General features: G+C 64.6%; 21 protein-coding genes and 1 pseudogene. 9 read left to right on the forward strand and 13 right to left on the reverse strand.

Annotated elements, in window-relative coordinates:
* Window positions 1–222 (reverse strand): hypothetical protein (locus tag A3M3_RS26345; protein WP_035743689.1); only part of this gene is annotated, 222 nt, incomplete at its 3' end.
* The gene (locus A3M3_RS26350) at window positions 219–1,382 is read right to left on the reverse strand and encodes a tyrosine-type recombinase/integrase (protein ID WP_081737002.1); all 1,164 of its coding nucleotides are present in this window, start codon (window positions 1,380–1,382) and stop codon (window positions 219–221) included. The genes A3M3_RS26345 and A3M3_RS26350, both read right to left, overlap by 4 nt.
* 103 nt (window positions 1,383–1,485) lie before the next feature.
* Between A3M3_RS26350 and A3M3_RS29100 the strand changes: the two are divergent.
* The 4 genes and pseudogenes from A3M3_RS29100 to A3M3_RS0121575 form a co-directional block, all read left to right on the forward strand.
* Window positions 1,486–1,587 (forward strand): annotated as a pseudogene (locus A3M3_RS29100) (DNA-processing protein DprA); the annotation flags it as partial.
* 563 nt (window positions 1,588–2,150) lie between these two features.
* Window positions 2,151–3,176 carry a DUF4192 domain-containing protein gene (locus tag A3M3_RS0121560; RefSeq protein ID WP_028268065.1) on the forward strand — a complete coding sequence of 342 codons (1,026 nt, stop codon included), beginning with the start codon at window positions 2,151–2,153 and terminating at the stop codon, window positions 3,174–3,176.
* Window positions 3,177–3,680: 504 nt separating this feature from the next.
* The gene (locus tag A3M3_RS28275) at window positions 3,681–3,833 is read left to right on the forward strand and encodes a hypothetical protein (RefSeq protein WP_155854501.1); all 153 of its coding nucleotides are present in this window, start codon (window positions 3,681–3,683) and stop codon (window positions 3,831–3,833) included.
* Between the two features lie 510 nt (window positions 3,834–4,343).
* On the forward strand, window positions 4,344–5,696 hold the full coding sequence (locus A3M3_RS0121575; protein WP_028268066.1) for a ParB/RepB/Spo0J family partition protein: 1,353 nt from the start codon (window positions 4,344–4,346) through the stop codon (window positions 5,694–5,696).
* A gap of 588 nt (window positions 5,697–6,284) precedes the next feature.
* Here the strand turns inward: A3M3_RS0121575 and A3M3_RS0121580 are convergent.
* Window positions 6,285–6,584 (reverse strand): hypothetical protein, encoded by a 300-nt coding sequence (locus tag A3M3_RS0121580; RefSeq protein ID WP_028268067.1) that lies wholly within the window; start codon window positions 6,582–6,584, stop codon window positions 6,285–6,287.
* Between the two features lie 228 nt (window positions 6,585–6,812).
* On the opposite strand from A3M3_RS0121580, the gene mobC reads away from it, so the two are divergent.
* From mobC to A3M3_RS0121595, 3 genes are read left to right on the forward strand one after another with little or no spacing between them, the layout of a single operon-like run.
* Complete coding sequence (gene mobC, locus A3M3_RS26355; RefSeq protein ID WP_028268068.1) at window positions 6,813–7,202, forward strand: plasmid mobilization relaxosome protein MobC; 390 nt, start codon at window positions 6,813–6,815, stop codon at window positions 7,200–7,202.
* A gap of 3 nt (window positions 7,203–7,205) precedes the next feature.
* Window positions 7,206–8,843, forward strand: a complete 1,638-nt coding sequence (locus tag A3M3_RS0121590; RefSeq protein WP_028268069.1) for a relaxase/mobilization nuclease domain-containing protein — start codon at window positions 7,206–7,208, stop codon at window positions 8,841–8,843.
* A 31-nt stretch (window positions 8,844–8,874) separates the two neighbouring features.
* Complete coding sequence (locus A3M3_RS0121595; RefSeq protein ID WP_028268070.1) at window positions 8,875–10,074, forward strand: hypothetical protein; 1,200 nt, start codon at window positions 8,875–8,877, stop codon at window positions 10,072–10,074.
* 11 nt (window positions 10,075–10,085) lie between these two features.
* Here the strand turns inward: A3M3_RS0121595 and A3M3_RS0121600 are convergent, their stop codons facing one another.
* Window positions 10,086–11,192 carry an ATP-binding protein gene (locus tag A3M3_RS0121600; RefSeq protein ID WP_051423477.1) on the reverse strand — a complete coding sequence of 369 codons (1,107 nt, stop codon included), beginning with the start codon at window positions 11,190–11,192 and terminating at the stop codon, window positions 10,086–10,088.
* 72 nt (window positions 11,193–11,264) lie between these two features.
* On the opposite strand from A3M3_RS0121600, the gene A3M3_RS0121605 reads away from it, so the two are divergent.
* Together A3M3_RS0121605 and A3M3_RS0121610 are read left to right on the forward strand one after the other, a co-directional pair.
* Entirely contained in the window at window positions 11,265–12,080 is an 816-nt protein-coding gene (locus tag A3M3_RS0121605; protein WP_028268072.1) for a hypothetical protein, read from the forward strand.
* Window positions 12,081–12,423: 343 nt separating this feature from the next.
* The gene (locus A3M3_RS0121610) at window positions 12,424–13,521 is read left to right on the forward strand and encodes an ATP-binding protein (RefSeq protein WP_028268073.1); all 1,098 of its coding nucleotides are present in this window, start codon (window positions 12,424–12,426) and stop codon (window positions 13,519–13,521) included.
* An 82-nt stretch (window positions 13,522–13,603) separates the two neighbouring features.
* On the opposite strand, the gene A3M3_RS0121615 is transcribed toward A3M3_RS0121610, so the two are convergent.
* From A3M3_RS0121615 to A3M3_RS0121655, 9 genes are all read right to left on the reverse strand, one after another.
* A complete protein-coding gene (locus A3M3_RS0121615) occupies window positions 13,604–14,653 on the reverse strand; it encodes an ATP-dependent 6-phosphofructokinase (RefSeq protein WP_028268074.1) in 1,050 nt (349 codons plus the stop codon).
* Complete coding sequence (gene manA, locus A3M3_RS0121620) at window positions 14,650–15,849, reverse strand: mannose-6-phosphate isomerase, class I (RefSeq protein ID WP_028268075.1); 1,200 nt, start codon at window positions 15,847–15,849, stop codon at window positions 14,650–14,652. The genes A3M3_RS0121615 and manA overlap by 4 nt, the downstream gene beginning before the upstream one ends.
* Before the next feature lie 75 nt (window positions 15,850–15,924).
* Window positions 15,925–17,361: an NAD(P)/FAD-dependent oxidoreductase gene (locus A3M3_RS0121625; protein ID WP_035743692.1), complete on the reverse strand. Its 1,437-nt coding sequence runs from the start codon at window positions 17,359–17,361 to the stop codon at window positions 15,925–15,927.
* A 128-nt stretch (window positions 17,362–17,489) separates the two neighbouring features.
* Window positions 17,490–18,257 carry a GntR family transcriptional regulator gene (locus A3M3_RS0121630; protein WP_197023364.1) on the reverse strand — a complete coding sequence of 256 codons (768 nt, stop codon included), beginning with the start codon at window positions 18,255–18,257 and terminating at the stop codon, window positions 17,490–17,492.
* Between the two features lie 105 nt (window positions 18,258–18,362).
* Window positions 18,363–19,163 carry a PfkB family carbohydrate kinase gene (locus A3M3_RS0121635; RefSeq protein ID WP_028268078.1) on the reverse strand — a complete coding sequence of 267 codons (801 nt, stop codon included), beginning with the start codon at window positions 19,161–19,163 and terminating at the stop codon, window positions 18,363–18,365.
* Window positions 19,164–19,220: 57 nt separating this feature from the next.
* Window positions 19,221–20,057, reverse strand: a complete 837-nt coding sequence (locus tag A3M3_RS0121640) for a carbohydrate ABC transporter permease (protein ID WP_028268079.1) — start codon at window positions 20,055–20,057, stop codon at window positions 19,221–19,223.
* Window positions 20,057–21,019, reverse strand: coding sequence for a carbohydrate ABC transporter permease (locus A3M3_RS0121645; RefSeq protein WP_051423478.1), 963 nt, complete (start codon window positions 21,017–21,019; stop codon window positions 20,057–20,059). The genes A3M3_RS0121640 and A3M3_RS0121645 overlap by 1 nt, the downstream gene beginning before the upstream one ends.
* Before the next feature lies 1 nt (window position 21,020).
* Window positions 21,021–22,340, reverse strand: coding sequence for an ABC transporter substrate-binding protein (locus A3M3_RS0121650; RefSeq protein WP_028268081.1), 1,320 nt, complete (start codon window positions 22,338–22,340; stop codon window positions 21,021–21,023).
* 39 nt (window positions 22,341–22,379) lie between these two features.
* A complete protein-coding gene (locus A3M3_RS0121655) occupies window positions 22,380–23,393 on the reverse strand; it encodes an SIS domain-containing protein (RefSeq protein WP_028268082.1) in 1,014 nt (337 codons plus the stop codon).
* Window positions 23,394–23,566: the final 173 nt, after the last annotated feature.

Here is a 23,566-nt window from a genome sequence, read left to right on the forward strand (position 1 = left end):
CGATTGGCAAAACGCCACGCGGGCGGCCGGGTTGGTGCAGCCGGGGCGGTCACAGACTTTGAAATCGTTGAGTTCGTTGAACGGGTCGATCGTCAACACGCCGCGGCCCGGGTCCCAGGAACCGACGGCCCAGTCATCGCTGAGCATCCCGGCCAGAAACTCGCGCCATCCGGTGCCGGCACCGCATGGCGACGGAGTCAGTTCCTGCGCAACGGCGCTCATGCGCCCGCCGCCGGGAATTGCGGGAACTGGACTGCCGGGTTGGCGACCGCCGCCCGCAGCGACTCCTCGGAGGCGTGCGTGTAGATCAGCGTTGAAGCGATCGACCGGTGACCGAGCAGCACCCGTACGACGTCAAGATCGATGGGGTCGCCCTCCAGCCCGCGCAACCAGATCGTCGCCCTCGTGTGCCTCAGCACATGCGGACGGATCTTGAACCCCAGAAGCTTCGATAACCGCCTGAACAAGTCCACCACCCTCGCGTAACTCAGCGCCTGTCCCGCCGTCGGCCCTTCCAGGGCGACGAAAACGTTCCGACCCCGGTCATCACCAACACGGCCGATCCGCTCCCGCAGCGCCTCCTGGTAAGAGAACGCGAGCTCCGCAGGCAACGGGACCACCCGCAGGGACTTGGCACGTGCCCCGTTCGCCGAACGGTTGCGCACCACATGAACATGAGGACCCCTGATCTCGCAGCCGTGCGGCCGATTGTTCGCCAGCAAGTGCAGATCCTCCCGGAACAACGACAACGCCTCACCCACACGCAACCCTGCGAAGTAGAGCAACTCCACCAAGAACCGGTCCCGTGGACGCAACGACAGCGCCAGCAACGCCCGTCGGTCCGCTGCCTCCGACAACCACGCGGGCGTCCTCGGCACCTCCACCGACCTGACCCGCAGCTCCTTCGCGGCAACACTGCGCGTCCGGCCGCGTTCCCCACCCCGAGGACCAGGCCGAACGAACTGCTCCTCCGACAAACGGGCCACCAGCTCCTTTGGGACCAGACCCTCATTCGCCGCCCACCGGTAGAACTCGACCACCGCAACCAGCCACGCCCCGACCGTCGAGGGACGTCTAAGCGTCGCCACCCCTGCTCCATGTTGCACGGGAGTTACTGACAGATGGTTCTTCCACCGCACCATCGCCGAGGGCCTGGCTTGGGTCCACGCCAGCCCCTGAGCCGGAAGCCAGCTCAGGAACCCCGCGATCCTCAGACCGTAGTTGCGCACCGTGTTCGGCGAAGCGCCGGACTCAACCAAAGACAGCAACCAGTCACACGCCCCCGGATGAATCACCCCGCTCCGCCGGTCGAACACGACGGCCAGGTCCACTCCCGAAGTGGACCGCACCCAACGAAACCCGAACGCTCCAGGGGCAATCATGGGAGCACCCTATGGGCAGCCACTGACAACGAAACTGACGTGTCCACCACAAAGAAAAACCAACCAATAACTGACAATCGAAGACGCTGCTCCATGACTACAGATAAACAGCGCCAACTCCGCAGGATGCCACCGGCTTCTAAAAGAAGGCGCGGCGGTGCTGGTCTCCGATGCAGCCGAACTGGCCGAACTCCTCGCAGAATAGCCCCTTCAAGTGGCCGCCCCGTCGCCGGGGCGGCCACCGCTGGCGGTCTGCCGTCGTGGCCGGCCTGCGCTGGGGGTCGGCGTAGTCGGACCGCCATTCGCACACTTACTGCCGGCGACCGGGGCCGCGCGGCCGCCGAAGCCAGGGACGCCGAAAGAAGACCAGGGGTGCTGATGGAAGGGTTCGCAGGGCTCACCAGGAAAGGGCGTCCGCTGGCGCGGCCGGCTGTGGGGCCAGCGCCGGCTCCGCAGGGCTCCGCCGCCCCTGGCCCTGTTCTGTCTACGACGTTTTGGCTGCTGTCCTGACGGATTGTACGTGTCCGCTCCGGCCCGTCTAGCCCCTCCTTCGTCGGGGCCTGCGGTGAGGAATTCTTCGACGGCGCTCCTTCGTCGCTGATTCCCTTACGAAGATTTCCGCCCCTTGCCCTGCTGGTAGACAGGCCTCCGTCGGCCACAGCTCCGCAAGCTTCGCCAGCAGCCAAAACAACGGGGGAGAAGGGGAAGCTGGCCGGTCACCACGAGCCGCCCCACCCACCTAAATCCTCAGCAAAGGACATAAACACCATGAACGACGCCATCCGCATCTCCAGCCCCGCCGACATTCTCGGTTTCATCCCGCACTCCCTCGGGTTCGTACCGCGGGAATCCTTTGTGTTCCTGACCATGCGGGGCAAGACCCTGGGCGCGACCCTGCGCGTCGACGCCCCCGCGTTCGTCGAACCCGCCGGTTTCGCCCGCTCCATGGTGGACTACCTCGCATTGGACACACAGGCCACGGCGGTGCTGCTGGCCATCTACACAGCCAGCACCCCCGCACCCGGACAGCCCCGCCCCTTCTACGACCACTTCGAGGCCGTCATCGAGGCGCTGGAAGGTGCGGGTACCCCTCTGCAGGACGCGTGGCTGGTCACCCCGTCGCACTGGCAAAACCTCCTGTGCGACAGCGACGCCGGGTGCTGCCCGCCCGAACCGCTGGAGTCCATCACCGACGGGCAACTGAACGCGGAAATGGTATTCCGCGGCAGCAGCTACCAAAAGACGCCCGGCACCAGCTACGCACCGTTTGCAGGACCGGCAGACAGGGAGGAACAAATCCGCCACGCGCTCCCGGGAGTGCTCGGCGCCGAGCTGAATCCCGGACGGGAACTGTGGGCCGAGGCCCTGACCCGGGACGGCTGGACGGACCCGGCAACGGCAGTGGAGCTGCTCGCATGCTTCCAGCGCCCGGACCTGCGCGACACCTTGTTCTGCAACGTCATCGACCCGGAACGGCCCGACGCCGAGGAAAGCGGGAACCTGCTCCTGGGGGAGGGCATCACCCCGGACTGGAACCGCGTGGACCGGGCCCAGGAAACCGCCCGGGACCTCATCGACGCCGCGCCCGAAGGCTACCGGGCGCCCCTGCTGACCCTGATCGGATGGCTGGCATACCTCAAAGGCCAATCGTCCGTCGCCGCGGACCACTTCACCGCAGCCATGACGGACACACCCGGCTACCGGCTCGCGGAACTGATGGACCAGCTGGTCAGCAGGGGAACCATCGCCCCGGTCGCGAAGAACCAGGACACCGCCTACAAGCGGCACCACTAAACAAACGGGGGCCGGGCCGGGAAAACGGTCCGGCCCCCTGGGCGCGGTGGCGGCCTCCCCCGCATGCGCTCCTCCGGCCGCCGATGGCGCGACAGTGGTGGCAATCAGGTATGGCGTGGCCGGCAAGTGGGAGCCTGCAAAAAGAGGCCACAGCCCCACGGACGCGAAGCGCTTAGACCACGGGTTCTGTCTCCCGGGCCTTATCCAGATCATAGGAACGCAACCCGTGCTTCACGCCGAGGCGAATGATCCAATACAGCGCGACTGCAGCTAGGACCACAGGCCCAGCGACCACGACCACGCCGAGGACTATCGAAAGTATGTCCAAAGTAATTCCCCAAATGTGAGTCTTTGTGCAAAGCCTCTCACGGCGGTTGTCTATAGGAACATCTCCTCCGGCCACAGACCACGCTGCCGCGGGCGCAGCACCACACGCAGTAAACGGCCGAATGCCCGGGCTACAGTGGAAACGAAGACGATCCACTACGAGCCTGGGGGCAGCACATGAGCCACGAATACATCCTGACGGACGAGGACGCAGCACCTGCCGGTGCCACCCATGCCCAGGACGTCCTCGAGCTCTCGATGTTGACCATGCCGCAGCCAGGCGCCCCCATCGTTGATATCTCCTGGGAGAAATCCCCGCTGGACCTGTAAGTTTCCTGCAGCGATGACGCTGCAGCACCGAGTTTCCTTTTGCTGAGGGAAAGCTGAGGCCGGCCCCACGGGGCCGGCCTCAGCCCTTTTAAACGCTGAAAAGGGCCTCGCTTCGCTCGGGCTGTAGAAGCGCTTTTTCTGTTTTGGCGGCTGTCCTGACGGATTGTACGTGTCCGCTCCGGCCCGTCTAGCCCCTCCTTCGTCGGGGCCCGCGGCCCAGGAATTTCCCTGCGGCGCTCCTACGTCGCTGATTTCCTCCGGGAATTTCCCGCTCCTTGCCCTTACGGGTAGACGGGCCTCCGTCGGCCACAGCTCGCAAGCTTCGCCAGCAGCCAAAACAACGGGGGGAGAGGGGAGCTGGCCGGTCACCAAAGCCGCCCCGCTATAGTCCGCGCCAGCTCCCGATTCCAGCCGCTTGACAGACATAGAAGCGTCGGGGGAGCAGGGGGCGCTGGCCGGTCACCTAAGCCGCCCCACTCACCGACTTCTCGGACAAGAAGGAGCAACACCATGAACGCCACGCCCACCCTCGAAATGCTCGACCCGGCCACCCTGACCGTGGACATCAACGTCCGCAAAGACGCGGCCCTGACACCGGATTTCATTGCCAGCATCAAGGAACACGGCGTGATGGAACCTGTCATCGCCCACCGCAAGGACGACGGAGGCGTGCACGTCCTGATGGGACAGCGCCGCACCCGCGCCGCCGTCGAGGCCGGACGCACGAGTATCCCGGTAATGATCATCGAGTCCCCCGAGGAAGCCGACCGGATCGTGACCCAGGTTGTGGAGAACATACAGCGCGCCGAACTGACCGAAGCGGACGAAGCCGACGCCTACCACCAGCTGTCGCTTATCGGCGTTTCAGCCGCCGCGATCGCGAAGAAGACCGGACGGACGAAGACGAGCGTGGAGAGCGCGCTGAGAGCGAAGTCCACCGACACCGGATCCGCCGCCCTGGGCAAGGGGTACACGATTGAAGCGGCCCTGATTTTGGCTGAGTTCGCCGCCGATGAGGACGCGGTTGAGGAATTGGAATCGGTCATCAGGGATGAACCGGACATGCTCGCCCACGTCACCCAGCAGTTGCGGGACCGCCGCGACCGCGCGGCCGCACTCGCGGCGCTGACCGCCGAACTGGAAGCCGCCGGGACCACCGTGGTGGAACGCGCCGGATACGACGGGGACAGCGAGAACGTCCGGGTGTCCTCGCTGAACCGGGCCGACGGGGAACCGGCCACCGACGAGGACGCCAACGCCGTGCACATCGTCACGTCCTACAACGGCCATCACTCCACCGTCCCGGTCGTCGCCTGCTGGAAGGACCTGGGTTTCACTCTCCGGTACAGCGGCTACGGAGCATCACCGGCGAACAAAGGTCCGATGACGGAGGAGCAGAAGGCCGAGCGGAAAACCCTGATCGAAAACAACAAACTGATGCAGTCGGCAACTGTGGTCCGCCGCGACTTCGTGAAGACCCTGCTGGCGAAGAAACAGCCGCCCAAAGGCTGGCAGCACTTCACCGTCCACGCCATCACCCACCACCCCGAAACGGCCAGCGGATACGAGGGAACCGTCGCCGCCGAGATGGCAGGAGCCAAGACGGGGGAGAGCCCGGATCGGTGGGGCTGGAACCCGTTGAGGGACCACGTGGCCAAGTCCACGGCCCGCCCCGAGGTATCCCTGATCGCGCTGGTCTGCGCAGGGTATGAGAAGACCATCGCCAAGGACTCATGGCGGTCCCCGAGCATCCGCCACATCGACTACCTGACCCGGCTCATTGCCTGGGGATACACGGCCAGCCCGGTCGAGCAGATCATCCTCGACAGCGCCGCACCCGCACAGGAACACGAAGCCGCATAAGAGCCCTTGCCGGGCGGAACCCCCACCGCCCGGCAAAGCCCCCGCCGCCCGGGAAAGACCCCGGCCACCCACCACATGATGGCCAGGAACCTTCCAGAGGTCGGGCGGTCCGCCGCACGGTGCGAACCAAAGAAGCTGCTCATCAGCGGCGGACCGCCGTTCGACGCGACAGCCAGGAACCACCAACGTGCCGCGGCTCGGGCCCCGCAGACCACGCGACCCGCAAGGTGGGTACCACGCGCACAATACGATGACCCGTCAGCCGCTCAGGCTCGGTACATTCAGCTAGTGTGGATCACAGATTTCCTTTGTCCGAGGAACAGAAGAGGACCGGCCACCAGGCCGGTCCTCTTCTGTTTAACCGCACACACCCGGACGGAAACGCGGACGCCCGATCTTCAAATTTCTCCGACCCGGCCCGCTCCTTACGGAGACTGTGCACAGCCACCGCTAACCCAGGGTGACGTGCGCTGAGGATGGTGACGTGGTGGTTGTGTGCAGACGGTCAGGTGGGTCCCGTCGTCCAGGTGTGTGCGGGAAAAGCCCGTAGGAAATAGCTTTTGCCGTGCCCATGTGGGCGAGGGGTTGCTACTCCGATACGCCAGCCACGGGAGCTGACTCTTGCGCGCCCTTCCGGCCGCGCGGACGCCCGCCGGCCTTCTTCGCCGGGGCATCCAGACCGAAGCCGCGCAAGTCGGATTCGGTCCAGTCTGCGCGCAGGGCGGCCTGGTAGTCCTTGGCGTACTTCTGTTCTGCCGCGGCGAGCAGCTGAGCGGCTTCCTGGACCTCGACGCCGCTGGCAGCGGCTTGCTTGACGGCGCTGACTTTGGCGTCCCTGGCGGAGTCGATTTTGGCGGCGGCCTTTGCGGCGATGTCGTTGATATCCATACCCAAACCCTACCGGCCACCGCTGACAGCCGGAAGCAGGGTTTTCGGAGACCCCGCACACGTGGCGGAAAAACGTTCAAACCCAACCGGACGGAGCAAGCTATACATTTACACGGGTGTAAATGGTGTGTCGCTTCCGCGCCTTTGGCGGTTTGCTTGGCACACTGGTTGGTGTGGTCCCCGGTTTCGGGGTCGCTGCGCTGGGCTTTCAAAAGGATGGGGGAGTGCGTGACTGAGCAGAATGAGTCCCGTCCGCGTCTGTCCAAGCGACGCCGTGAAAATTCGCCGGCGGGGACGAAGAAGCGCCGCGAGGTGTGGGTCACCGTGGAGGAGGAAGCCGCGCTCGTTGCCAGGGCCGAGCGGGAAAAGGTCACCGTCCCGAACCTCCTGATTTCAACAGCCCTGTCGGAGCACTCTGAATCACCGACGGAACGCCGCGCCATTGCGGCGGAGCTCATGTCTTTGCACAATCTGCTGGCCCGTTCCTCGAACAACATCAACCAGCTTGCCCGGCAGGCCAACGCCACGGGCGAGTTCCCCGCTGAAGCCCGTGAGGCGCTGAAGCACATCCGCACTGTGGCCATGCGGATCGACGACGCGATTGACGGGCTGATGTAGCCGATGATTCCGAACATCACCCGCGGATCCAGGATGTCCGGACTCGTGCTGTATCTGGCCTCGACCGATGCCAACAAGACGAAGAACTCCCACACCGACCCGCACCTGGTGGCAGGGGATGCGGCGGTCATGGCCTGGTACGACGACGGTGTTCTGGACCGCGATGATGCCCTGGCGATTGCCAAGCACCTGGACCGGCCGCGGAAGGTGTTTGGTGTCTCGGTGCAGATCAAAGACATGCAGTGGGACGCGGCCAAGAAGGAGCGCGTGCACATCGGCTACAAGGACGCCAGTGTCTGGCACTGCTCGCTGAGCCTGCGCGCCGAAGAGGGCGCACTGACGGACCAGCAGTGGGGCGATATCGCCAACGACTTCGTCGACGCCATGGGCTTCACCGAAGCCAGCGGCAAGGCACGGTGCCGGTGGGCCGCGGTCAACCACGGCACGAGTGAGAACGGCAACCACCACATCCACATAGCCGTGTCCCTGGTCCGCGAGGACGGCACCAAAGCCTCCACCCATGGTGACTACCAGCGTGCACAACAGAGCTGCCGTGAGCTGGAGGTCAAGTACGGTCTGGAACAGCTCTCCACCGTGCACGCCACCCGCGGATACGACCGGGCCGAGAAGGCCACCGCCGTCCGGGACGACCGGGAAATGCACCGCTCATGTTTGGCCCGGAAAGTCCGCGCCAGCGCCAGCGCATCAGCGACCGAAGCGGAGTTCGTCCGCAGGGCCCGCGACACCGGCCTGCTGATACGTCCGCGCTACGCGAAGAACACCACCGACGTCATTGTCGGCTACTCCGTAGCCGAACGCCCCGCCCGGGGACAGCGGCCGATCTGGTTCGGCGGCGGAACCCTCGCCTCAGACCTGAAACTCGGGGCCCTCCGGGAAGAATGGCCCGACACCCCGCACCAGGCGACGGAAGCCGCAGCGGAATGGAACGCGGCCGCCCGGAACAGGCGCACGGTCTCCAGGACCGGCCCCGAGAACGCAACACCGCCGGCGGAGGCGTGGGTGGAATACACCCGCAACGCGGCCGCCCTGGCTGACCAGCTGCGCAGCATTCCACGTGATGATCACGCAACCTGGGCGAAGGCAGCACGGGACGTCTCCGGGGCGTTCGCGGCATGGTCCTACCGGCTTGAACCGACCCCGGGTCCGCTGGCGGCCACCGCCGCCGAACTGTCCCGCACCGCCCAGCTGCGCGCACCACGGCAACACAGCAAACCTGTCGCTCTCCCGTCGATTGCGGGAACGGCCATGTTGTTCATGGCCGCGGCCAGCAAGACCAAAACGGCCGCACAAACAGCGCTCATGGTGCAGCTGATCAACACCGCCTTCGCCGTGTATGAAATGCATGCCCAGTCCGGGCGGACCCGTGAGGCCCAGCGCATCCGTTCGGTGGTCGAGGAGCAGTTGGCCCCGTTTACCGGGACGATGCCCAAGACGGTCTTGGTGGGTGCCGGGCAGCAGCCGGCCGACGCTGGACTACCGCCGAGGGCGATCGATATCGCCCGGCGCGGCATGGTCCCTATCCGTCCGGGATCAGTACTGCCCACGACGCCAATACCGGCGACGCCGGCGAAGACCTCCCAGCCCGGCCGGCGCGACGCCGGGCCGGGCCTCGACCGATAAAGACCACCACCACCTACTGCAAGGGAACAGCATGAGTGAATCAGACGGAATGGATGACGTCCTGGACGGCGGTCTGCGGCAGTCGCTGATGGTCGCCTCACGCATTGCCGAGACACTGGCACGCCGGCGCCAGGAGAGCCAGCGGCAACAGGAACATCAGGACGCCCAGGCAGCGCACGAAGCGCGGGCGCGCCTTGCTGCCGAGCGCAGCGCCGCCCACGCAGCGCTGGCTCCCGTGGCGAAGGACCAGTGGTGGGACAAGGCACAGCCCAGCGACATCGCCGCGGCCCACGCCGTCGCCGAGGGCTGGAAGGACCACGACCCGGCCGCCCTCGCAGCATCAGAGAAGATCCGGACCGAAGTTCAGCGCCGCTACGGCATCGACACCCGCGACGTCGGCACGGACGCCACGTACCTGGCATCCGGCATCGAAACCATCGCCGCAGAACAGGCACGCCGTGCCGCTGTCGCGGAGCACCGGAAGGGCATGGCCCTCATCGCCGCGGCCCAGGCCGAAGAACTCCGCGCCAAGGCCCGGACGCTGGCCCCGGAAATGGAGCGGCACCAGGTGCCCGTCGAATACCTGAACAACCCCGCGCTGTCGGAGGCGCTGCACAGCGCCCACGACGCCAGGACCCCGGCGGCCATTGAGGCCGCCGACACCGCTGTGAAGGAACGCCTGTACCTGATCGGCAAAGACGGCATCAACGGTCCCACTATCGACCAGTTGCGCGAAGAAACCACGGCGAACTTCGCCGGCGCGGGCGACCGACACTTCGAGGAAGCTACGTTCGTGGACGCCGCCAGGGACTGGCACGAAGCGAAGCTTCTCGCCGAGGGTGGATTCACCGGCTCCCAGGAGCAGCCGCTGGAACAGCGCTACGAACGCACCGAAGCCGAACTCTTTGCCCGCATCGAAGCCATGGGCCGTGAACTGGAAAGCCGGGTCACCGGCGACGACAACAGCAAACGCCTGCAAGACCAGGGCCGGAAGGCCGAAACCAGCTCAGGCGCAGAATACGGTTCCGCCGGCCATCACCAGGCGTTCGCCGCCGCACTCGCCGGAACTGCCAGCGAGGAACGCATCAAGGGACGCCTCGCCGCTGCACGCAGCGAGGGCACCCACCCCAGCGCCGCACTCGTCACCGGTAAAGCGCCGGCGAAGGCACAAAAGACAAACTCCGGCGCGGCCCTCGGGGCGCAGAAATCCAGGAGCGGTCCCAGCCGCTAAGGGCTGCAGATTTACAGCGGATGCTTTCGCAGGTACTGGCCAAGGCCGGGAATGGCGAATGCGACCTTGCCATGGCCGGTGGACTCGATGAGCCCTGCCGCCAGGAGCCGGGTGCGGTACTTGGCGACGAGCGTCGGGCGGGATCCGGTCCGCTGGACGATGTCGCCGACGGTTGAGGGGCCCTCGTCAACTGCCATGGCGTGCAAGAACCCCAAGTCCTTTCCGGACGCCGTGGCGAGGGCGGCTTCAATCACCACGCGTTCGTTGCGCCGTATTGCTGCCGCTATCGCCCGGTCGACCGTGGCGGATGAGAGTGAACCGTCGTGGTTTTCCGCTTCCCTCCACAGGAAGTAGCCGACCAGCTGAATCAGGAAGGGATAGCCGCCAGTGGCGACGGCTGCCTTGTGCACCAGCTCTGGCGCGATGATGATCCCGGCGGTGCCGAACGTTTCCGTGAACGACGCTTCCACATCGCGTACCGCGGCGGCATGCAGGTCTGTTTTGTCAGCCCGGCGAAGGAACGTCGCTACGCCCTCGTTCAGGAGGTCCGACACCGCAGAGGGCAGTCCGGCGAAGATCAGCCCGATGGGGAGCCGGTCCTGAATGAAATGCTGGACGTTCGCGGCCAACTGGGACAGTTCCGCCCGGTCGGCCGCGTGGATTTCATCCACGGTGATCAGGAGTCCGGTTCCGCGCTCATCCAACAGCCCGAGGAGGTTCTCCCCGAGCTCCCTCCAATCGACTTGTCGTTCCGGAGAAAGCTGGGACGTGACGCCAAAGCCCGCAACGGTAATCCCCGTGACGTGTCGCCGGGGTTCGGGCCCGTCGCCGAGCTCTTCGGCGAGCCGGCGCATCTTCTCGCCGATCCGGCCCATAAAGGCCCCGGTGGCGGTCTCCGAGACGACGGCCCAGCCATGTTCCCTGGCGAGGTCATGGGCGGCACCGAGCATGACGGTCTTGCCGATCCCACGCGCGCCGGTGAAGATGGACAGCAGTCCCGGAGCGCCGGAGCCCAGTTGCAGCCCATACTCGAATTCGTCAAGCAGCCCCGCGCGGCCGATGACCTCAGGCGGGGTAGCCCCCGCTGTAGGGCGGAACGGATTCTCCACAGCTATCATCGAATCAGCCTAGCAGGTGAATTTTGGTGAATTTGGTGAATTTAGTCCGAGTGGTGAATTTGGTAAACTCTCATGGCTGGTATCGAGCACACCCGCGGCAAAGCAGTGGAAGGTGAAGTCCTGCCCGACGACCACAACGACATCGGCGACGCCCTTCAATGGGTGCGACTGACGTACGCCCTGGACTACCCAGCCCGACCGGACTCCTGGGACCGGCCCGAAGACTACCCGCAGTCATGGGACGTGCGCGCCTACATCGACGCTGAAATCCTCGAACCCGGCTACGACACCCTGGAGGTCGACGCCCAAGGCCGGGTCACCGTCGCGGAAGCCAGCGTCTACGTGATCCCCGACATCGGCGACGTCAACCTCTTCGAAACCTTGGACGCGCACAGCGCCGAACTGTCCCAATTCGCCGAAGTGTTCATCGCTGCCGGGTCCCAGCCCAGCCTGCTTACGGTCGGAGGCGAACCGGTCCGCCAAGGCGACCTGATGATCGTGACCTGGGTGAGCGTCCAGCCCCGGTTCCGCGGGCACCGGGCCGGGCACCAAGTACTCAAAGCCATCCTCCACGCAGTAGGCCGCGGTACCGTCGTCACCGCCCTGCACGCGGCGCCCGGGCTCCAGGAAGGCATGGAAGAAGGATCTGTAAAACACCGGATGGAATGCCGCGCCCTCGCCAAGTACTGGGGTGAACTCGCGTTCCGGCCACTGCAGCGCAACGTCATGGTCCTGACCTACGACGACATGCTCGTCATGCTCGACGACGATGACCAGGAGGACGAAGACATCAACCTCGACGAGCTGCGTGATGTGCCACTGCTTCAGCTCTCCCAGAAACAGCGCGACGCAGTGTTCAGGGACCTCCAAGTCAAGCTCGAGGAATAGCCCTATCGCCTGGGAGCCACACCATACAAAACGTGACTCCTAGCAGTCCACAGTTGGGGTCAATCCGGGTTACCCACGGCTGGAATTGGGAGCCATAGGGTAGCTCCCTTAGCAGCAGTAGCGGTGGATAACCCATCAGGATTTTCCCCCAGCTGTGGGCAGCGGAACTAATTGTCCAGACACTGGACAAATGAGGACTGGAGCGTCGGCGCCCCCAGGCAATGTGGCGGGGATTGGGAGCCGGCCGGTACCGGGCCACAGCCGCGGGGTTCGCACATAAACCAAACTGATACGGTGTAATACACAAGAATCACAGGATTCATAGACATTCACAGGAGCGCCCATGGAAAACCCGTTTCGTCCAACAGCAGGGGCGACTCCGCCCGATCTGGTCGGCCGCGGGGGAGTGCTGGACGAGTTCGCATACGGTCTACGTCTCGGTTCGGGAGCCCCGGGTCTCTTGACCATTTTCACCGGAGCCCGGGGCATCGGCAAGACCGTCATGCTGGGCGCCGCCGAAGACCTCGCCATAGCAAGTGGCTGGGCGGTAGTTTCCGAGACCGCGACCGGAGGGTTCCTGGGCCGCATCGGTGAAGCAATGCGGCGGCTAACCAATGAACTGGGCGACGGGCCTACAGGCCGGAGGGTCACCGCGTTGTCAGTTGCCGGCTTCGCCGTGACGACCCAACTCGCTCCTGAGGAACAGGTTGACTGGCGTGTCCGTGGTGCAGAGCTTCTCCGCCTGCTGGCACAGCGCGGCACCGGCCTGGTCATCACCGTTGACGAGATCCATGCCGCTGATCGCACGGAATTATCCCAACTCGCGGCCGACGTGCAGCACTTCATTCGCGAGGGACTGCCCATCGGACTCATCTTTGCCGGATTGCCTGCCGCGGTCTCCGACCTGCTCAATGAAGGAGTCGCCACGTTCTTGCGCAGAGCAGACCGCATCGACCTCCACGCAGCTTCCATCGCTGAAGTCGAACGCTCCTTTGCCGAGACATTTGAAGGCGCAGGGAAGACGCTCGGCCCCGAACTGGCCAGGAACGCGGCAGAAGGCACCGGCGGCTACCCGTTCCTGATCCAACTGGTCGGCTACTACCTCTGGCAGGAAGCGGAAAGTGCCCTTGGAGGCCTGGACACTGCAGCTGTAAACAGAGCAGTCGCCGCAGCCCGCCGCCGAAACGAACGCGTAGTCATCGAGGCGGCACTGTCTACAACATCTGGGAGAGATCGCGACTTCCTTCAGGCCATGGCGGAGGATCCCGGGCCTTCCTCCACCACAGACATCGGCAAACGAACCGGCATGCGGCCAAACGCCGTGGGAAACTACCGAACCCGGCTGCTGGACGCCGGGCTAATAGAGCCTGCAGGACACGGGCTTGTGGACTTCGCAATCCCAGGACTACGCGAGTACCTAACACCGCGCTCCCCCCATTAGTAGAGGCCTCGTTCCGCCGAGCTTTCAGCCGGTCCCCGGCGGCCGATGCTGGTCAATAGGACTTTCCCCGCACGTGAGACAACTAATCGTGACCCGGCAATGCACCCTGGCCGAACAGTACCGCGGCTTCGTCGTAGCGGTTCTGCGGGACGGTCTTGAGTTTGCCCAGGGCGGCTTCGAAGCCCACATGTTCGATTTCCGTGCCTTTGAGGGCCACCATGGTTCCCCAGCGGCCTTCGACGACGGAATCGATGGCGGCCATGCCCAGCCGGGTGGCCAGGACCCGGTCGAAGGCTGAGGGCACGCCGCCGCGCTGGATGTGGCCCAGGATGGTGGCGCGGGTTTCGATGCCGGTGCGGGCTTCGATTTCCGGGGCCAGTTGGTCCGCGATGCCACCGAGCCGGGGACGGCCGAAGGTGTCCAGGCCGCGTTCGGAGTGCGGGGATTCCATGTGGTCCGGGACAAACCCTTCGGCAACAACAATCAACGGTGCCCGGCCACGGTCGTGGGCCTCCTGAACCCACTCGGTGATCTGCTCGATGCTGACCTTCTGCTCGGGGATGAGGATGGCGTGCGCGCCGGCAGCCATGCCCGCGTGCAGGGCGATCCAGCCCACGTGGCGGCCCATGACCTCGGCGATCATGCAGCGGTGGTGGGATTCTCCGGTGGTGCGCAGCCGGTCGATGGCCTCGGTGGCGATCTGGACGGCGGTGTCGAAACCGAAGGTGTAGTCGGTGGCGTCGAGGTCGTTGTCCACGGTCTTGGGGACGCCCACGATCTTCAAGCCGGCGTCGGTCAGGCGCTTCGCGGCGGCCAGGGTGCCTTCGCCGCCGATGGCAATAATGGCGTCGATCCCGAGGCGGTCCATGTGGGCCTTGATGACATCCGGCCCGCCGCCGTTCTCGAACGGGTTGGTGCGGGACGTGCCGAGGATGGTTCCACCCTGCTTGGCGATACCGCGGACCATGGTGCGGGGAATGTCGATGACGTCGCCCTCCACGACGCCTCGCCAACCGTCCCGGAAACCGACGAATTCCTGGCCGTGAATGGCAATTCCCTTGAGGACGGCGCCACGGATGACGGCGTTGAGTCCGGGGCAGTCGCCACCGCTGGTAAGGATTCCAATTTTCATTTCTCTGACCTGGGAACGAAGGCCTGTGCAACGGTTCCGGAACCTTTGACTGTGAGGGGGCCGTCGGCGGCGGGGACGAAGATTGATTCCCCGCGGTTCAGCCTGAGTCCTTGGGGTTCCCCGTCTGTCGTTGCCTGTATGGTTCCTTCCACGCAGATGAGCACTCGGGGTCCGTCTCCGGGCAAGGTGTGCGGGCCGTCCGCGCGCTCAGGGTGGCTAATGGAAAGTGAGAATTCGGGGACGGGCGGGGCGAACACGTGCGTGACGGCGCCATTGGGAGCGGATTCCACGTCGTAGCCTGTTGAAGTGAAGTCGAGTGCGTCGATCATGGCGTTGCTGTCGAGGTGTTTGGACGTGAGCCCGAGACGCAGCACGTTATCCGAGTTTGCCATTAGCTCGAGCCCGAATCCGCTGAGATAGGCGTGCGGGATGCCGTCGCCGAGAAAGACGAGTTGGCCAGGTTCCAGGAGGACCCGGTTCAGGAGCAGGGAAACGACCGCGCCGACGTCTCCTGGGTAGACGCGGGCCAACTCGTCAACGGTGCCATACGCTCTGCGTTCTTCAGGGTCGGAGCTGGTGGCGGCCAGGTGGCGGCATGCTGCAACTACATGGTCAAGGTCCTCTGTGCTCAGCTGCAGGAGCTGACGGAGCCCGTTCCGGAGGCCGGCCTCCGCCGCGGCGGAGGCCACCGCATCGAGGGCGGCGGTGACGGGTCCGCCCAGGCGCGACAAGAGACTGTGGACTTGGTCCTTGGTCCGGAACCCGACGAGTCCCTCGAATCGGGTGAGGGCGTAGACCATTTCGGGTTTGTGGTATTCGTCCTTGAAGTTGCGGCCGGGGTCGGTCACGGGCACCCCGCGGGTTTCCTCCTCGTGGAAGCCTGCCTGAGCCATCTCAGGGGTGGGATGGACCTGCATCGAGAGGGGGCGTGCCGGAGCGAGCAGTTTGAGCAGGTAGGGCAGACGCCCGAACTCGGCCTGGACTTGGTGGCCGAGGTGCGTGATGGGGTCGGACTCGATGACTTTATCGAGTCCGGCGGCCCCGGTGGAGGTATGGGCCATGGAGGGGCCGGTCGGGTGGGCGCCGAGCCACAGCTCCGCAAAGGGCGCCCCGTCAGGGTCGCCTCCCAGAAATTCGAACATGGAGGTTTCGGACCCCCAGTCATAGGAACGTCTGGAGCCGGTCAGGCGATACATGATCAGTCCTTGTCTTCGGTATGGCTGCATATCGCCTCACCACGGTGGGGGCGTGTCTGCGAGTGGTGGCGCAGCTCAGTGTTCGGTGGTTCCCTTGGGCATGAGCCGGACCACGGCTTCGGTGAGGATGCCAGGCTTCCTGTCCCGGATTTCCGCGGCGTTCTTCCGAATCAAGGCGGCCCGGACGATCGTTGCCCCGATGTATCTGATCGGCTCCAGGGGGAGGCTTTTCGCGGTGGCCTGGTTGATCAGCTTGCTGTGCGCCCGGTGATCATCCAGGCCGAGCACCATGCTTGAGAGGATGCGTGAGCAGGCGGGGATCTGGGCCAGGCCGGTACCGTTCCAGCCGACGGCGTAGTAGATGTTCTCGTGGCCGGTGAGGTTTCCGAACATCGGCACGTGTGCCGGAACGCAGTCGATGGGTCCGAGCCAGTCGTAGTCTATTTTGACGTCCTTGAGGCTGGGGTAGACGCGCTGGAGTTCCCGGAGGCTGTCCGGGACCCACCGCGGATGGCGGTTCATCTTGGCCCCGATGCGGTCGCCAAAAATGGTTCCGCCGCTTCCCCGGCCGAAAACTATGCGCCCGTCAACGGTTCGTTGGTAGTAGAGGACCTGGTTTTGGGCATCGCAGATGGCTTCCCCGGATTTCCAGCCCAGTGCGTCAAGCTGGTCCGGGATGGGTTCGGTCACGACGACCTGGCTGTCGACGACGTACATTTTGCGGCGGAGCTCGGGGATGGAGGATGCCCAGGCGTTGGTGGCGATCAGGACCCTGGCCGCTGTGAGTTCGCCCCCGGGCGTCTCGATGCGTACACGGCCGCCTGGGGTGATGCTCAGGGCAGGGGTGTGTTCATGAATTATGACGCCTTTGCGGATCGCGTACTTCTTGAGGTTCCGCATGAGTTTGCCCGGGTTCAGCGATCCTGCCATGTCTTCGACAACGCCAGTGTAGGGGATGCTGGAGCCCGTCCTGCGGCTGAGTTCTGCCGCGTCCAGCCGCCGGTACCGTGCCGCTCCGTTCGCCTGGCACCTTTCCAGGGCCGGCTCCCAGGCCTGTTCCTGGGCCCGTGAGCTTGCGCTCCAGATCCATCCATCGAGCCTCAGGTCCATGTCGAGCTCGCCCGCGTCCTGGAGGGCTTTCAGCTCCTGGATGGCTTCCCTGGTCGCCTGGGCGAGGCGCAGGGCTTCTTCCGGTCCGGTGACGGAGGTCAGCCGGTCCAGGCTTTCGAACCAGGAATGGATCTGGCCGCCGTTGCGCCCGGAAGCGCCGGAGCCGCAGATGTCGGCTTCGAGGACTGTCACTTTTTGATCGGGGTCCGCGTCCAGGATCCGGATGGCGGTCCACAGTCCGGTGAGCCCGCCGCCGATGATCGCGATATCGGCCGTGGCCGGGCCGCCCAGGGCGGGGGCCGGGGTGTCATCGAGGTCCCGGGTGGACTGCAGCCAGTAGGACTGGTCAGTGTCGGCGGCGATGACGGGCGGGCGGAGCTTGAACTGCTTTTGCTTGGACATGGTTCCTCGTTTCGGGTGCATATGAGTGTCGTCCGGGCGCGCGGGGGTGCGGCGGGACGGCAGGTACGTTTTCGGCCGTGCGGGGCTTGCCTGAAGCTGGCCGATGGTGTGAAGCGGTGGCGGGATTGTCAGCGGCGGAGCACGTTGAAGGTGAAGGTGTCCCCGCGGTGGTAGTCCTGGGCGTACAGCACGGGTTCACCGTTGGCGGTGACGGCCGTTTCCGTAATCAGGAACCACGGGTCGTGGCCTTCCAGTGAGTACCGTTCCTTCAGGTCTGCGGGCATGTTTACTGCCTGAAGCCGTGCCGCCGAGAACGAGAGCGGGTATCCTTGGTCGCGGAGGAAGGTGGAGACGGAACCGCTCCAGTCGATGTGTTTGATCGGACCCGGGATGCGGGATCTGCTGATGGTGTCGATGCTGAAGATCAGCGGTTCCTCGCCATCGGAGCGGAGCCGGACCAGCCGCACGACGGTGTCTTCTTCGGAGAGTTGCAGGGCTTCGCGCTCGACAGCCTCGGGCCGGTGTTCTTCAACGGAGAGCACCAGGGTCTGTGCGTCGTATCCGAGGCTCTTGAGCAGCTCGGTCACTGATTCGAACCGGGTGACCGGCCGGTCGACGGTCGCGGTCGCGAGGGAAGTCAGGAACCGGCCAAGTCCGGGACGGACCTCGACGAGTCCTTCGTGTTCGAGGAGTTTGACTGCTTCCCGGGCGGTGCTCCGGCCGACCTTGAACAGCTCGACAATCTCGGGTTCGCTGAGGATCTGGTCTCCGGGTTTGGTGCCGTTCTCCCGGAAGTATCCGATGAGCCGGTCCCGGACCTGAACAGACATCAGACCGCGGCCACCGACCGGGGCCGTCCGGGGGCTGGCGGCTGGCTGGTTCAGGGACGTCGTCATCGTGGATCCTTAAGGGTGCGGAGGTTGGGTCTGGAGTTGGGGTGGTCCGTGGGTGGCCCCGGACCGGTGGTGCGGTGATGCTTCAGCCGGAGCGGGGCTTTTCCATTATTGCCCTTCCTGGGCCCAGCCGCCCCAGTGCAGGCACGTCTTTGCTGCGGTGGCTGCTCCTGCCTGCATGCACGATTGCAGCGCCTGGCCGCGCGCGAAGGCGGCGATGAATCCTGCGATGAAGCTGTCGCCGGCTCCGGTGGTGTCCACCGCTTCGATCGGGTCGGCGTGCTGGCGGGTCCATGCGGTCCCGTCGAATGCGATGCTTCCCGCCGGCCCGCAGGTGACAACGGCCAGGCGGGCGCCGCCGCCGATCGCGGATTCGGCCATTGCCCGGGCGGTGTCCAGATCATCGCCGGCTGAGCAGAAGGCGACGTCCAGGAGGTCGAATCCGGTGCTGACGGCGCAGTCCTGGCTGATCGGCACGCCCCTGCGGCTGAGTTCTTTCCGGATTTCGTTTGCGAAAGGGCTCATGCCGATGTGGACGAAGGCGCATTGGGCGAGGGCGTCCAGTTCTCGGTCGTCGGGTTTGTAGTCGGCGCAGACCGCGAAGTCCTCGAATTCGATGAGGCGTTCTCCGTCCGGCATGACCCGGATTCTGGAGATCGAGCTGACGCCGTCAAGGACGACGAGACCGTCGGTGATGACGTTGTTTCTTTCCAGGGCCTGGCGGATTCGGCGGCCGTCTTCGTCGGGGCCGATGGCTCCGGCGTAGCGGGTGGAATGCCCCAGCCGGCTGAACTGCACGGCGACATTGAGTGCATTTCCGCCGACGAAGCTCTGGTTCCTGGATCCGAAGTACTGGTCGATCGTGTTGTCACCTATCGACCCTAGGGCGGGTCGTTCAGATGCTTGCATCTTGGGTTCCTTTCCGTGCCGGCGGGGTGGTATGTGGGCTGGTGGGGCGGGGTGTTGTTAGCGTCCGACGCCTTCGGCGAGTCCCCGGACGAAGTAGCGCTGTCCGAGGATGAACAGCACAATCATCGGGACCGCGGCGATGGTCATTCCGGCGAAGACGGAGGGGAAGTCCGTGACGGCGCGCGATGAGAGGGTGGCAAGGCCGACCGGGAGTGTCTTGAGCGTGTCGGATCCGATGAAGATCAGGGCGAACAGGAACTCGTTCCAGGCGAAGAGGACCTGGAGTATGACGGCGGAGACGATGATGGGTGTGCACATGGGCATGGTCACCCGCCAGAAGGTCTGGCGCCTGCTGGCGCCGTCCAGGACCGCCGCCTCGTCGACGTCGATCGGAAGATCGATCATGTAGGAGCGGATGAGGAACGTGGTGAACGGGACCCGGAAGGCTGTGTAGAGGATGATGAGCGCCCAGTACGTGTCGTACAGGCCCCATGCCTGCATGAGTTTCACCAGGGGGACAAGGGCGACGGTCGGGGCGAGCATCAGGCCGCCGACGATGATCATCAGGATCGGTTTGCTGAGGGGGATGTTGATCCTGGTCAGCCCGAAGGCGGCCCAGGCGCTGAGCAGCGTCGTTGACACGACGCTGACCGCTGTCACCAGGACGCTGTTGAAGAGGTAGGTTCCGACGCCCCGGTCCACGGCGCGGCCGTAGCTGCTGAAGTCAAGGTTTGTGGGCCAGGCGAACGGATTGCCGAGTATTTCCGAGTTGGATTTCATCGAGCTGATGAACATCCACAGCAGGGGGTAGAGGACGACGATGGCAAGGCCGAGCAGAAAGCCTGTCAGGATGAGCCGGCCGATGATGGGCCACAGACGTGCGGGGCTGGTCATCAGACTCTCCTCTTGTTCGTGTAACGGACCTGGATCAGGGCCAGGGCCAGGGTGATGATGAAGATGACGGTGGCTATGGCTGCGGCGTAGCCGAAGTCGTTCTTGATGAAACCGCTTCGGTAGAGCCAGGTGCCGAGTACCTGGGTTGAGTTGTCGGGGCCGCCGGAGGTGGTGACCATGACTTCGTTGAAGACCTGGAACGCGCCGGAGATCGTGACGATCATCATGAGCCCGGTCATTTCGCGGACCAGGGGAATGGTGATGGAGAAGATCTGCCGGACCGGGCCGATGCCGTCCAGCGCTGAGGCTTCGTAGAGGTCCCGCGGGATGCGCTGGATGGCGACGGCGAAGAGGAGGGTGGAGTACCCGAATCCCTGCCATTGGCTCATCATGATGATCCCGAGCATCGCCGTGGCCGGGTTGCCCAGCCAGGCCTGCTGCAGGGAATCCAGGCCCACCGCGTCCAGCATGCCGTTGAGCAGGCCGCCCTGGGGCTGGTATATGAAGGCGAACAGCAGGCCTGTCACGGTCAGGGAAATCGCCGAGGGCAGAAAGTAGATTGACCGGAGGATTGCCCTGAACCGTTGATTGCGGAGGTTTTCGATCAGTGAGGCGAGCACGAGGGCAAAGCCCACCTGGAAGACGATGGAGATCCCGGCGTACAGGCAATTGTTGCCCAAGGCCTTCCAGAAGATCGGATCTGCGGCGAGCCGGGTGTAGTTCTCCAGGCCGACGAACCGCTGTTGTCCGGTGAAGATGTTGGACGTTTCCAGGCTGTACCGGAAGTTAAGTACCAGGGGGTAGTAGACAAAAAGAAACAGGGTGACCAGGCCGGGAAGCACCCAGATCAGGCCGTGCCAGGTGTTTTTCTTCCGGGCAGGCTTGCGGCGGCGCGGGACGGGCGTTCCCGCCGCCGCGGCGCTGAGGCCGGGCGGCGGGAACGTCTTCTCTTGGGTTGACACGCTACTTGGCCTGGTCGGACGCGGTCTTCACGGCGGTCATGACGTCCTGGGATGTCTTCGTGCCGCTGATCATGCCTTCGACGCCGGAGAGGTAGGCGTCGGCCACCGCGGGAACGGTGACGGTGTCGAGCCAGATGGAGAGCCGGCTGGCCTTCTGCAGGTCCTGGATGCTTGCGCGGAGCTGGGGGGTGGAGTTCGATTCGTTGAGGGAACCGGTGACGGGGCTCGGAAAGCCGATGGTGGAGGCCAGGGCTTCTGCGTTCTGCTTGCTGGTGACGAATTTCATGAAGTCCACGGCGAGGGCGGGGTTCTTGGCTTTGGGGTTGATCAGGAAGCCGTCCGGGGCGCCGGTGAGGGCTTTGGTGTCGCCCTTGGCCGCTGCGGGCGCGGGAAGCCGGAAGAGATCATAGCCGTCCGCCTCGGCTTTGCTGCCTTTGGGTGCTGCGGCGGCGAACTCGAGGTTCTCGACGTAGAACATGGCGGCCTTGCCTTGACCGAATGCGTCTCGTTCGGAGTAGTAGTCCGTGCCGTTGGCCGTCTTGCCGGTGGTGGTGCACTTGTCAACGATCTGGGCGAACTGGTCCAGGGACTGTTTGTATCCGGGATCTTCAAATGACGCCGTGGCCGGTTTGTAGTCTTTATCCAGGGTCGCGGCGGGGACGTTGTAGCTGTTGAGCTGGGTGATGAAGTGGATGGCCGGCCAGCCGTCCTTGTTACCGAAGGACATCGGGGTGATGTTCTTTGATTTCAAGGTCGTGCACGCAGCCAGGAGCCCGTTCAGGTCCGTCGGCACGGCCACGCCGGCGTCGGTGAAGAGCTTCTTGTTGTACAGCATGTACTTTGCGTCCAGGCCGAGGGGAACGCCGTATGTCTTGCCGTCTTTGGTGAAGGCGTCCAGTGCCTGCGGGGTCATGGTTGACCCCCATGCCGTTTTCGGGGCGATCATGTTGGTCAGGTCCAGGGCCAGCCCGTTGTCGTAGAACTGCTCGGCGTAGTCCCCGGCCCAGGAGAAGTAGACGTCGGGCAGGCTCTGGGATGCCGTCAGGGTCTTGATCTTGTCCTTGTAGCCCTCGTCGGATTCCTGCTGGAGATTCACTTTGACCCCGGGGTGTGCCGCCTCGTAGGCCTTGGCCATGTTTTCGAAGAAGGCCGCGTTTGCCCCTGCGTAGCGGGTGATGACACTGACGCTGCCTTCGTACTTGACGGGTGTCAGGTCGGCCGCCGGTGCCGCGGAGGGCTGTGTCGTGCTGCTGGAGCCGCACCCGGTGAGGGCGACGGCTACGATGCCGGCGGCCGCGACGGCCTTGAAAAAGGTTTTCATTGTTCTGCCTTTCCTTGGTACCGGGCGCGCTTTCGCGGCCTAGTACTCCAGCTTCTTGTAGTAGCGGCGGGTGGTCAGCGGGTGATCGCGCAGGACCTCCAGGTGGGCGCTGACGCGTTCGAAGGCCGTGGCCAGAAGGACCGGGGAGATCAAGGCCCGGGTCTGAGGGGAGATCCCCGGCAGCTCGAAGTCCTTGGTGTCAAAGACATGAACCTTGTCGGTGAACCGGGGCGCGAACTGTACGACGCGTTCGGTCAGGGGACGGCTTTCGTCTTCGCCGCCGAAGACGATGACACTGACGCCTTCCTCCACGAGTTCCAGGGTGCCGTGGAAGAAATCGGAGGCATGGACCGGGCGGGTACGGATCCACTGCATCTCTTCGAGGATGCACATGCCGTAGTAGTAGGCTTCGGGCCAGGTCGATCCCGCGCCGGTGATGATGTGGTAGTCCTCGTTCTTGATGGTGGCGGCAAACGCGGCGGCCCGTTCCTCGAAGGACTGCTTGACGTCCACCAGGAGCCGGGGGAGCAGCTGCAGTTCGGCAACGGTTTCTTCGTACCGATCGAGCTCTCCGCGGTGCCGCATCACCGACAGGGCGACCAGCAGCGTCTGGAGGTAGAACATTTCGGACGAGGTGTCATCCTCAGCGAAATTCGTGAAGTTGTAGTCCGCCTTCTGCGCGATCGGCGTATCCGAGTGCCCGGTGAACGAGATAACGGTGGCACCCTTGTTCTTCGCAAACTCAAGAGCCGCGACGGCCTCCTTCGTGGTTCCGGACAGGGACGGCATGATCACCAGGGACTTGGGGCCGAGGTGGACGGAGTCCGCTTCCACCAGTTCGGCCCCCATCTCGTAATGGACCGGGAACGTGGACTTGGTCTGCAGGAGACGCAGCGCCGGTTGGGTCAGGAACATCACCCCGCCGGCGCCCAGGAAGAAGAGGTTCTCGGCACCGTCATCAAGGCACTGGCGCACCGTGGCGTCCAGCTTTTCCGCCACGGCAACGGAGCCATTCTGGATGGAGAGGAAGCGGTCAGGGTCAAAATTCAGCATGATCAAGGTCTTTCTGGGGGAGGTTGTCAGACATCTTCTGTCACTTGACTGATGTCTTAACGAGATAAACATCACTCCTGGCTGCTGTCAAGGGAATCCGGGAAATTTACATGCGCCCGCTGAATGTGGCGGTCGTCGCGAGATGGCCGCGATGGCGGAGCAGAAGACAGGTG

It is taken from the genome of Arthrobacter sp. MA-N2 (genome assembly GCF_000517125.1).
In the GTDB taxonomy this organism is placed as follows: Bacteria; Actinomycetota; Actinomycetes; order Actinomycetales; family Micrococcaceae; genus Arthrobacter; species Arthrobacter methylotrophus.